This is a genomic window from Pseudomonas sp. H3_D04 (assembly GCF_054669175.1).
The window spans coordinates 2,890,458-2,901,929 of the sequence record NZ_CP162801.1; the positions used below are offsets into that span (position 1 = coordinate 2,890,458).

General features: G+C 59.2%; 6 protein-coding genes. 2 read left to right on the forward strand and 4 right to left on the reverse strand.

Annotation, left to right across the window (positions count from 1 at the left end; genetic code table 11):
- Positions 1 to 54 precede the first annotated feature (54 nt).
- Positions 55 to 1,377 carry an MFS transporter gene (locus tag AB4N91_RS13305; protein WP_154504483.1) on the reverse strand — a complete coding sequence of 441 codons (1,323 nt, stop codon included), beginning with the start codon at positions 1,375 to 1,377 and terminating at the stop codon, positions 55 to 57.
- 193 nt (positions 1,378 to 1,570) lie between these two features.
- Here AB4N91_RS13305 and AB4N91_RS13310 point away from each other — a divergent pair, with 193 nt between their 5' ends.
- Complete coding sequence (locus AB4N91_RS13310) at positions 1,571 to 3,307, forward strand: IlvD/Edd family dehydratase (RefSeq protein ID WP_010459835.1); 1,737 nt, start codon at positions 1,571 to 1,573, stop codon at positions 3,305 to 3,307.
- Between the two features lie 188 nt (positions 3,308 to 3,495).
- Complete coding sequence (locus AB4N91_RS13315; RefSeq protein ID WP_010459832.1) at positions 3,496 to 4,215, forward strand: FadR/GntR family transcriptional regulator; 720 nt, start codon at positions 3,496 to 3,498, stop codon at positions 4,213 to 4,215.
- Between the two features lie 113 nt (positions 4,216 to 4,328).
- Here AB4N91_RS13315 and AB4N91_RS13320 read toward each other — a convergent pair whose 3' ends face one another.
- From AB4N91_RS13320 to AB4N91_RS13330, 3 genes are all read right to left on the reverse strand, one after another.
- On the reverse strand, positions 4,329 to 6,713 hold the full coding sequence (locus AB4N91_RS13320; RefSeq protein WP_042932105.1) for an efflux RND transporter permease subunit: 2,385 nt from the start codon (positions 6,711 to 6,713) through the stop codon (positions 4,329 to 4,331).
- A 28-nt stretch (positions 6,714 to 6,741) separates the two neighbouring features.
- Entirely contained in the window at positions 6,742 to 7,809 is a 1,068-nt protein-coding gene (locus AB4N91_RS13325) for a WD40/YVTN/BNR-like repeat-containing protein (protein WP_077749650.1), read from the reverse strand.
- Positions 7,810 to 8,075: 266 nt separating this feature from the next.
- Positions 8,076 to 11,444: a patatin-like phospholipase family protein gene (locus tag AB4N91_RS13330; RefSeq protein WP_191650598.1), complete on the reverse strand. Its 3,369-nt coding sequence runs from the start codon at positions 11,442 to 11,444 to the stop codon at positions 8,076 to 8,078.
- Positions 11,445 to 11,472: the final 28 nt, after the last annotated feature.

Consider the following 11,472-nt stretch of genomic DNA (forward strand, 5'->3'; position numbering starts at 1 on the left):
TGACACTCCGCCTTCGCGAGCAGGCTCGCTCCCACAGAGGATTTGTGTGATCTCTCAGGTGCGAGTCGCGCCGCGAGCACTGGCCGCGAACTGGTCGGCCGCCAGCACATGCTTGCGCTCCAGTAACCGATAGACCACGCCGGTCAACACCAGCCCGAACACCATCACCCCCGACAGGAAGTACAGCCCCGACGCCAGGTTGCCGGTGTACTCCTTCAGTGCACCGATCACGAACGGGCCAATGTAGCCGCCCAGGTTGCCCACCGAGTTGATCAACGCGATCCCGGCCGCGGCACTGGCGCCGGCGAAGAAACGACCGGGCAAGGTCCAGAACACTGCGGTGCAGGAAAACAGCGCAAACGCCACCAGGCACAACGCCGCAAGTTGCAGCACAGGCACCGTCAGCCAGGCGCTGAGGAACAGCCCGATGGCGCCCAGCACGTAAAGCACGGCGAGGTGACCGTAACGATCATTCAGGCGGTCGGAACTGCGCGGAATGATCAGCAGCCCGATGATCCCGAAGATGTAGGGCACCGATGACACGAAACCGGTCATCAGGTCCGTACCACCAAACTGTTTGATCAACGTCGGCAGCCACAGGCCCAGGCCATAAATGCTCAAGGTCACCGGCAGATAAAACAGCGCCAGCAGCAACACGCGCTTGTCTTTCAGGGCGTGCAGAGGATTGCCATGACGGGTCTGGCCGTAGGCCTCCAGGTCCTTTTTCAGTTCGCCGGTCAGCCAGTCTTTCTCGGCCTGGTCCATCCATTTCACTTGCTGGGGCCCGTCCGGCAGGTAACGCAGTACCGGCCAGGTCAGCAGGATCGCCGGGGTGCCGATGACGATGAACAGCCACTGCCAGCCATGCAAACCAAGGACGCCGTCCATGCCAAGCAAACCGCCGGACACCGGGCCGGTGATCATCATCGCGATGGGCTGGGAAAGAATGAACAGACCAAGGATCTTGCCGCGATGGCGAACCGGGAACCATTGGGTGATGTAGTAGAGAACGCCCGGGAAGAACCCGGCTTCGGCCGCGCCGAGCAGAAAGCGCATGACATAGAAGCTGTGCGGCCCTTGGACGAACGCCATGCCGATGGTGATGGCGCCCCAGGTGACCATGATTCGAGCGAACCAGCGTCGGGCACCGAAGCGGTCGAGCATCAGGTTGCTGGGGATTTCCAGCAGGAAGTAGCCAATGAAGAACAACCCTGCACCGAGGCCATAGGCTGCGTCACCCAGGCCAATGTCGGCGCCCATGTGCAGCTTGGCGAAACCTACGGCGGAGCGATCCACATAGGCGATCAGGTACAGCAGGATCAGGAAGGGAATCAGTTTCAGCGTAATGCGACGAATAAGCCGCAGTTCCTGGCTCATGAGATCGGTCTCCGATTGTTGTTGTTATAGAACCTCGGGGGACGCCTCTCGCTGAAAACCGCCAGGGCAATCCCTCCGTTGAAAGCGACTATATAGTAATACTAATTAACCAACAACACTTCCAAACCGGCGAAATTGCGCTTATGTTACGCCTTAGCTCGAACAATATAGTCATACAATAAGAGAATCGATCATGTCCGATAAAAAACCCAACCTGCGCTCCGCCCAATGGTTTGGCACCGCTGACAAGAACGGCTTCATGTACCGCAGCTGGATGAAAAATCAGGGCATCGCCGACCACCAGTTCCACGGCAAGCCGATCATCGGCATCTGCAACACCTGGTCGGAACTGACCCCGTGCAACGCGCATTTCCGCCAGATCGCGGAGCATGTAAAACGCGGGGTGATCGAGGCCGGTGGTTTTCCGGTGGAATTCCCGGTGTTCTCCAATGGCGAATCGAACCTGCGCCCTACCGCCATGCTCACCCGCAACCTGGCAAGCATGGACGTTGAAGAAGCGATTCGTGGCAACCCGATTGATGGCGTGGTCCTGCTGACCGGTTGCGACAAAACCACCCCGGCGCTGCTGATGGGCGCGGCCAGTTGCGACGTGCCGGCCATCGTCGTTACCGGCGGGCCGATGCTCAATGGCAAACACAAAGGCCAGGACATTGGCTCCGGCACCGTGGTCTGGCAGCTCAGCGAACAAGTCAAAGCCGGCACCATCACGATTGACGATTTCCTCGCGGCCGAGGGCGGCATGTCCCGTTCGGCCGGCACCTGCAACACCATGGGCACGGCGTCGACCATGGCCTGCATGGCCGAAGCACTGGGCACGTCCCTGCCCCACAACGCGGCGATTCCCGCGGTGGATGCGCGGCGTTATGTGTTGGCGCACATGTCCGGCATGCGCGCGGTGGAGATGGTCCGTGAAGATCTGCGGCTGTCGAAGATCCTGACCAAGGAAGCCTTCGAAAACGCCATCCGCGTCAACGCCGCCATCGGCGGCTCGACCAACGCCGTGATCCACTTGAAAGCCATCGCCGGTCGTATCGGCGTCGAGCTGGACCTGGATGACTGGACCCGCATCGGTCGCGGCATGCCGACCATTGTCGACCTGCAACCGTCCGGGCGCTTCCTGATGGAAGAGTTCTACTACGCCGGCGGCCTGCCAGCGGTATTGCGTCGCCTCGGTGAAGCTAACCTGATCCCCAACCCGAACGCCTTGACCGTCAACGGCAAAACCCTGGGCGAGAACACCAAGGACGCGCCGATCTATGGCCAGGACGAAGTGATCCGCACCCTCGACAACCCGATCCGCGCCGACGGCGGCATTTGCGTATTGCGCGGTAACCTCGCGCCCCTCGGTGCAGTGCTCAAGCCATCCGCGGCCAGTGCCGAATTGATGCAGCATCGCGGGCGTGCGGTGGTGTTCGAAAACTTCGACATGTACAAGGCGCGGATCAACGATCCGGACCTGGACGTCGATGCCAACTCGATTCTGGTGATGAAGAACTGCGGGCCGAAGGGTTATCCGGGCATGGCCGAAGTCGGCAACATGGGTTTGCCGGCCAAGCTGCTGGCCCAGGGCGTGACGGACATGGTGCGCATTTCCGACGCACGCATGAGCGGCACGGCGTATGGCACCGTGGTTTTGCACGTGGCCCCGGAAGCAGCAGCCGGCGGACCTCTGGCGACGGTGAAGGAAGGCGACTGGATCGAACTGGATTGCGCCAACGGGCGTTTGCACCTGGACATCCCGGATGCTGAACTGGCGGCGCGCATGGCGGATCTGCAACCGCCGCAAAATCTGATCGTGGGCGGTTATCGTCAGCTGTACATCGACCATGTGCTGCAAGCGGATCAGGGCTGCGATTTCGACTTCCTGGTTGGCTGCCGCGGTTCCGAAGTCCCGCGCCACTCTCACTGATCATATCAATCCCCCTGTAGGAGCGAGCCTGCTCGCGATAGCGGTCGTACATTCAACATTGATGTTGACTGAACGACCGCTATCGCGTGCAGGCTCACTCCCACATTGGCTCTTCATCTGATTCAGGACCGGGTCCGCGCCTGCTATCATGCGCGGCATCTCCATCGCACAGGATCGCGCCGTTCCCCATGGATTACCGCAAACCCTCCGACCGCAAAAGCATGCACTCGCGCATCGTCCAGGAATTGGGCATGCAGATCGTTTCCGGGCGCTTCAAACCGTGCGACAAACTGCCCGCCGAAGCCCTGCTGTGCGAGGAGTACGCGGTCAGCCGCCCGGTGCTGCGCGAAGCCACCCGCGTGCTGGTTGCCAAAGGCCTGGTGTATTCCCGTCCGCGGGTCGGCACCGTGGTCAAGCAGCGCAAGGAATGGCACATGCTCGATCCGGATGTGCTGCACTGGCTGATGCAAAGCAGCCCGCAGAATGAATTTTTCGAGTTGCTGACCAGCGTGCGCAGCATCATCGAACCCGCTGCCGCCGCCCTCGCCGCGCAGTTCGCGACCGACGCAGACATCGCCTCCATCGGTGAAGCCTACCAGCGCATGGAAGCCGCACCGACGCCGGAAGCGCTGTTGCAGCCGGACCTGGATTTTCACAGCCGCATCGCCGATGCGACCCACAACGATCTGCTGGCCAACCTGTGCAACATGCTGTCGGTGGCGATTGCTGAAGCGCTGAAACATTCCAACCAACGGCCGAACCTGCATGAACTGGCGCTGCCCCGACACAAGGCGATCCTGACGGCGATCGAGAACCGCGATGCGCTGGGTGCGCGGCATGCGACCCTCGTTCAGCTCGACGATGCGCGCAGTGCGCTGAACGTCGTGCTCGGCACTGATCCCTCATAACCAACGCGGTCCTTTTTAGGAGCCAGCAAGCCGGCTCCTGCAAAGGGTTGTGTTAATCCTCGGATGAAAAAAAGCCGCAACCCAGGTTGCGGCTTTTCTGTTTCAGCCAGGGATCAGTGAGCGAACAACGAATTGCCCTTCTGCCCCGCCAGTTTCTCCGGCTTGATCAGGAAGCGAGCCAGCGCCGGCAGCAGCCAAAGCGCGCCGAACATGTTCCAGAGCAGCATGAAGGTCAGCATCAGGCCCATGTCGGCCTGGAACTTGATGGCCGAGAAGATCCAGGTGCACACACCGATCGCCAGGCACAGGCCGGTGAACAGCACGGCTTTACCAGTGGACTTGAGCGTCTGGTAGTAGGCTTCTTGCAACGGCAGGCCCGCACGCAGGAAGCTTTCCAGACGGCTATAGATGTAGATGCCGTAGTCCACGCCAATCCCCACCCCCAGCGCCACGACCGGCAGGGTCGCAACTTTCACGCCGATGCCCATGAAGGCCATCAGGGCGTTGCCGAGTACCGAGGTCAGCACCAGCGGCAGCACGATGCACAAGGTCGCCGCCCAGGAACGGAAGGTGATCATGCACATGGTCGCGACGCAGATGTAAACGAGGATCAGGATGGTCAGCTCGGATTCCTTGATCACCTCGTTGGTCGCCGCCTCGATACCGGCGTTACCCGCCGCGAGGATGAACTCCAGGCCGTCCTTGTTGTTTTCCTTGGCGAAGTCCTGCACCGCATGCACGGCGCGATCCAGGGTGGCGGCCTTGTGGTCGTTGAGGAACACCAGTACCGGCGCCAGGGAGCAACTGTTGTTGTACAAGCCATCGGCACGGGCAATGGAGTTGTTCAGTACGTCCGGGTTACGCGACAGGGTTTCCCATTTCAGGTTGCCCTCGTTCATGCCCTTGATCATCTGCTTGGACACGGTCACCAGGGAGATCGCCGACTGCACGCCCTCGGTGTTCTGCATCTTCCACATCAGTTCGTCGATCGGCGCCATGGCTTCGTAGCGCGAGCAACCTTCGGACTTGGTCTTGACCATCACCACCAATACGTCGGAGCTGGTCGAGTAGTTGCTGATGATGAAGTTGTTGTCCTTGTTGTAACGCGAGTCCGGCCGCAGTTCCGGGGCACCCTGGTCGAGGTCGCCGATTTTCAGGTTCTGGCTGTACCAGAGGCCGCCGCCGAAGGCCAACAAGGCCAGGACGATCGACACCGGTGCGACTTTCGGGCTGGCAAAGCTCGACAGCAGGCGCCAGAACGGGTGTTCGCGGTGCGCGTCTTTCTTGCTGCGTTCGACAGCGCGCTTGCTGATGCCGACATAGGAGATGGCGACCGGCAGCAGGATCAGGTTGGTGAACACGATCACCGCGACACCGATGGAGGCACCGATGGCCAGTTCACGAATCACACCGATGTCGATGATCAACAGCGTGATGAAGCCCACCGCGTCCGCAAGGATCGCGATCATCCCTGGCAGGAACAACTGGCGGAACGTGCGGCGTGCGGCGGTCAAGGCGTTGTCGGCTTCGCTGGACTGCAAGGCGATCCCGTTGATCTTCTGTACGCCGTGGGAAATACCGATGGCGAAGATCAGGAACGGCACCAGCATCGAATACGGATCAAGCCCGAAACCGAAGAAGTGCATCAACCCCAACTGCCAGACCACCGCCACCAGCGTCGTACTCAACACCGCCACGGTGCTGCGCATGCAGTTGGTGAACCAGTACAGCAGGATCAGGGTGATGACGAAGGCGACGCCGAAGAACATCACCACCATGACCAGGCCATCGATCAGGTCGCCGACTTTCTTGGCGAAACCGACGATGTGGATCTGCACGTTAGGGTTCTGCGCTTCAAACTTGTCGCGGATCTTTTCTTCCAGCTCGTGGGAGAACTTGCGGTAGTCCAGCGCCAGCAACTTGCCCTGATCCTGCGGGTCCGGGTAGGACTCCAGCAGCGGGATGTCGACGATGCTCGACTTGAAGTCGTTGGCCACCAGGCGCCCGACCTGACCGGACTTGAGCACGTTGTTGCGAAGCAGGTCGAGGCTTTGCTGGGAGCCGTTATAGCTCTGCGGGATCACTTCGCCACCGGCAAAGCCCTCCTCCGTCACCTCGGTCCAGCGCACGCTCGGGCTCCACAGCGACTTGAGGCCGGAACGGTCGACGCCGGAAATGTAGAACACTTCGTCGTTGATCTGACGCAGGGTCTCCATGTATTCCTTGGAGAATATGTCACCGTCGGTGGCTTCCACGGAAATGCGCACCGTGTTGCCCAGGTTCGCCAGATCGTTGCGGTGCTCCATCATCTTTTGAATGAAGGGATGATCCAGGGGGATCATTTTTTCGAAACTGGTGGACGGCCGGATCAGCGTCGCCTGCCAGAACAGGAAGATGCTGACCAGCAGGCAGATGACGATCACTGCCGGGCGGTTGTTGAAAATCAGGCGTTCCAGAAACGTCGCCTTGTCTTGGTGATGACTGCTCAAGGATGTCATAGACCCGCCTTCTTATTATTTGCCCGGCTCATTTGGACGACCCGTTTTTGCCATTCTCTGCGCCGGTTGGCGTGGTGACGCGAACGCCACCCTGTCCTGCCAGAATCAGATTGCCGTTGCCTGCTGCGGTCACCGCCGAAACGGAAATGCGATCCGGGCGGTTGAACACGCTGAAGGTTTCGCCGTTATCGTTGCTGCGGATCACCGAGCCGCCGTTGCCGACGATGACAATGGAGCCGTCGTCGAGCAGCGTCGCGCCGGACAGACCGAACTCCAGCGCACCGCGAGCAGCCTTGAGTTCGACCGGTTCCCAGGTCGTGCCGAAATCGGTCGAGCGGAACAGATTGCCCCGCAATCCGTAGGCCAGCAGTGTGTTGGCCTGAGCGGTGCCGATCACGCCGAACAGCGAACCTTCGTATGGACCTTCCAGTTTTTCCCAGGTCTGGCCCCAGTCGGCGGAGCGGAACATGCTGCCCTGCTCGCCGACGATGAACAGCCCGGCATCCTTGACCGCCGCAATGCCGTTGAGGTGGTACTGGTCTTCGTTGTCGAGGCGATCACTGGCATCTTCCCAGTGCTTGCCACCGTCGGTGGTGGTCAGCAACGCACCGTAGGCGCCCACGGCAAAGCCGCTGTTGACGTCCTGGAACCAGACGTCGAGCAGCGGCGATTCGCGTTTCAAATCTTCGAATTGCTTGGTCCAGGTGGCGCCACCGTCCTCGCTGGCGAGGATCTGAGCGTCATGGCCGACGGCCCAGCCGTGTTGGTCATCGGCGAAAAACACCGACGTCAACAATTGCCGGGTCGGCACTTTGGCCTGGGTCCAGGTTGCACCTTGGTCATCGGAATACAGAATGTGCCCGCGATCACCAACAGCCACCAGGCGCTTGCCGACGTGCACGACGTCGAGCATCAGGCTCTTGCTGGCTTTGGCAGATTCAACGGCATAAACAGTGTCGGACGCTGGCGCCGCAGCGGCCACCGCAGGTGCCGACAGCACGGCACAACCCAACAGCGAGAGCGCTGTGGCCAGCAACGCGAACTTGCGTAATGCCGGCGGGCGGCAGATACCCACACCCATGACAGGCTCACTCATAGACCTTCCCCCATTATTATTGTTAGGTCGTTCAACCTTTCAGGGCGCCGTAAGGGGTGCTCATCGGGATTGCCTGTTCTGGAGCATAGTCCTGAAATGCGCAATCTAGAGCCCCTTCGGAAGCTGGCTTATCCTATCGGGGTTTGGAAAGGTCTGACAATCGACGCCACGTTATGTTTTGTTAACTGGGGGATAACGGTTGAGGGTGAATGGAGGCGTATTCGAGGGGATGATGGTCCGTGCATCATCCCGCCCGGTCATCGTGCCTAGCCGAACCAGCGCTTGATGAACACGCGCTTGATCGCTGGGGCCAGCGTTACCAGCAAAATGACACTGAGTGCAAATCCGCAAAACTTCATCCAGGTCAGCATGGCCAGTGCCCCGATCTGATCCACTGATGCATGACCATTGAGCCAGCTCAGTATCATGAAGTTTTCAGCATAGTCGCTCAACGCGGTAACCAGCGGAACAACTGCCAGCAACCACACTTTCCAGTGTTTCCCGCAACCGACCTTGTAACCGAGCAAAAAGACGCTGAGATAGAGGAGCACAAACAGATTATCCAGCGCGACCCGCCATTCTCCAGCGGTACTCTGCCCAGGCGACGGCACGCTATTGAACTGCTGTTGTGCAACGCCCATACAATCCGCCAGTCTGAAACAGAACTGGCTGGAGACGTTGAACAGCGTCCGATCCAACACGAAGAATATCCCAGCGGTTATCAGCGTTACCGCCAGCATTTCAAGAAACAGGTCAACCAGCGACCCATCTCGAGAGGGTCTCAGGCTAGGCGCACGCTTGAGGAGCCAACCGATGAAGTCAGTGAAATGGCTTCGTCCCTCCGTTATTGCTTTAGCCGGCACTGGCGGCGGTGCGGGCTTGCGGACACGCAGCAGTTGCTTGACCAAGGGGTCGTCAAAGCATTGTTCGCCGATCAGCTTCCCCAGCCGCCGGAAACTTTCAAACTGACTTTCATCAAAAAACTGATCAGCCGTGGTCTGGTGCGGAAAGGTCGGGTTTTGTATCGCGTAGTTCAGAACATCTGCCGGTTCATTACGCAGTGAGGCCAAGCTGGGCTTGATGAGCACGAGCTTGCCAACATTCTGCGCATCGTAATGTACTTCACCAATAAGGTAGCCCTGCGTACACAGTGCATTGGCATCTCCGCGAAAGTTGTTCAATTGGTTGAAACGAATATCAACCCCCAGATCGACCCGGCACTTGCGGATGGTGTCTGCCAGGTCGGTCATCTCGCGCTGCTCATCGGCACTGGCGTCGACCGCTATGATCACGGCACAGCGCCGTCGCACCAGTTCGTAGAGCCCCAGGTTATCGAAATGGCCGCCGTCAGAAAGATAAACGTAACGGCTGCGCTCATCGCTCAAGCCCAATAATTCATACAACAGCGCCAGCAAGCCGAATCGAGGGCTCGGCGAGCCCCACTGCGATTGCGCCGGATTTGGACTCCAGCGACCCAGACGAATGTTGAACAGCGTCAGGACGAAAGCCAGCATCGGCATGCTGGCACGCCCCATGTTCGGGCTGACGGCCGCGCCGGAGGTGGCCAGTGCCATCCCCAGCGTAAAGCCCTGTTCCTCCAGATCCAGTGCGGCATAAACATCGGTCGGGCGATAGGCCGGATCTGGCTGTTTTGAAGAATCAGTGACGCGCAAGGACGTTGTATCCCCTTGCGTACGCTCCAACGAGTAACCGCAAAACAACGGTGTGAACGCGAAAGAGGCCGCTTTTCTCTCCTGCCAGGCCAGGTCTGCCCCCTGGGTAATGTTCAGGGTGGTATTGATGATCTGGAGGGGAAGCTGCGGCACCCGCTCATCACCGCTTTTTCTGTTCAACAGGTGCAGGGAAAGGTCATCGTCATCGTCCAGGCCCACAAAGGGTTGTTCATTGCGGCCCTGCTGATTACTCGCACCCAGGTAGCACCTGACCAGGCGATTCTTGTACATGTTGTGCAGGGAGAATTTGTTGATGTCGACCCGCCAGGCAAACAGAAGGGTCACCCCCACCAGAACAACGATAGCCACCAGAAAAACCGGAATGCCCCACGTGTCCGGGTTATTAACGGTCAAGGCACCAATGGACGGCATCTTGCCTTGGAATATCGCCCAGAACGCAGGTAGATAATCTTTATCGAAAACGGGTGCCGGAGTCCGGTCGGCAATCGCCAGCAACGCTTTCTGTGTCGCCGCTGCAGCAACAAATACCAGGCCGACGACAAACACCGCCGAGGCGATATTCAAGTAATGCTCAATGCGTATCTGTTTCTTTACCGAAGCCGATTCCGGCTTGCGCAGAAACATCGACGCCAGCAGTGAGCCAATCCAGCCGGTGCCCAACAGGCTGATCCAGTTGCCCATGTGACTTTGCAGCCATTCCTGCAACGGTAACGAGAAAAACGTCAACAGGCACCAGATCGCCCAACCGAAGGCGATCGTCATCAGCCAGGCGTTCAGACGACTCCACCACTCTCGGCTGCGCTCGTAGTAAGCGCGTCCGACCATGCCGGTATAGACAGTTGTGGTGACGCCCAGCGCCGCGAGAAAAACCGGAACGGCCAGACACAGCAAGACGATTTTGTACTCAAGCGTATCGACTCTGCTGACCGGCAACAGGTAACTGGCTGCAGCGATGACCAATACGCCACAAATCAGCGCCACAGCACCTGCGAGGCACTGCACGATGGTGTCGCAGAGAAGCTGTTTCCAGGGTTTACGCTCAGCCAACTCAGCCAACACCCAGACCAATTGCAAGGCCAGCAGCAGACCTGCCAGATAACACACGTTGGCAAATGCCGTATCCCAGCCTGGCTGGGAGTCAATCCACCAGATAACCGCAAACACCACCGAGAAAACCCCGGGGACAATCACTGTCAGAATCACGCCGGGTACGGAGATCAAACCGTTTCGCTCGCGTTTGATTCGCAACCCCTGGTGCCAGAGGTTGTAGCCGATGCAGAACGTGAAAAACAATCCGCCCCAGGCCGCCGCATAACCCGAAATATGTCCGTAAGTGGCCAGTGCGTCATAGCCGCGAAGAAGGCCGTAAGGCAATGTGAACAACAATGCGAAAAAAGCCAGCAGGATGATCAGATTGAGCAGGACATTGCGCATCCAGGTGGCAAGCAATGTCAGCGTATCCATCGAGAACATGCCTACCCGAGGTGTCAGGTAGTTGCTGTATCGCCTCAACCAGACAATCTCGGCAGGCTCAGACGATGCAGGGGCCGTCGAGGTGTTGACGTTGTCGGCCTGCGCCAGGCTTTCCTGAACTTCGGCCAAGCCTTTACGATGAATCCAGGCGCTCAGCCAGCTGCCGATGTAGCCACCGCCAGAGACTGTTGACAGGTAGTCGAACGAGGCCAGCCGTTTGCGGCTCGCTAATGCCTGGAGCACGCCCAGGCAAAACGTCGCACTGCGTATACCACCACCGGAAAAGGCCAGGCCAACCGTCTGGGACGTCTCGCGCAGATGTCTTCCATTCCCTGTTTTGCCATGGAAGGCCGACTGTGGGTTTTTCGACATTGCGAGCGCCTCGGCATCTAGTGCCGCCTGCAGATTTTTGGCGGCGCTGTGGGGCTCTGGATTTTCGCTTTCCGGAAGGGCTTGCGAGGCTGTCATGGCCTGGGTCCTCAAACACTCGACTGCG

What these genes read in the sequence shown, in the direction of transcription:
- AB4N91_RS13305 (WP_154504483.1), bottom strand. Translation starts at nt 1,377, where the DNA reads ATGAGCCAGGAACTGCGGCTTATTCGTCGCATTACGCTGAAACTGATT.
- AB4N91_RS13310 (WP_010459835.1), top strand. Translation starts at nt 1,571, where the DNA reads ATGTCCGATAAAAAACCCAACCTGCGCTCCGCCCAATGGTTTGGCACC.
- AB4N91_RS13315 (WP_010459832.1), top strand. Translation starts at nt 3,496, where the DNA reads ATGGATTACCGCAAACCCTCCGACCGCAAAAGCATGCACTCGCGCATC.
- AB4N91_RS13320 (WP_042932105.1), bottom strand. Translation starts at nt 6,713, where the DNA reads ATGACATCCTTGAGCAGTCATCACCAAGACAAGGCGACGTTTCTGGAA.
- AB4N91_RS13325 (WP_077749650.1), bottom strand. Translation starts at nt 7,809, where the DNA reads ATGAGTGAGCCTGTCATGGGTGTGGGTATCTGCCGCCCGCCGGCATTA.
- AB4N91_RS13330 (WP_191650598.1), bottom strand. Translation starts at nt 11,444, where the DNA reads ATGACAGCCTCGCAAGCCCTTCCGGAAAGCGAAAATCCAGAGCCCCAC.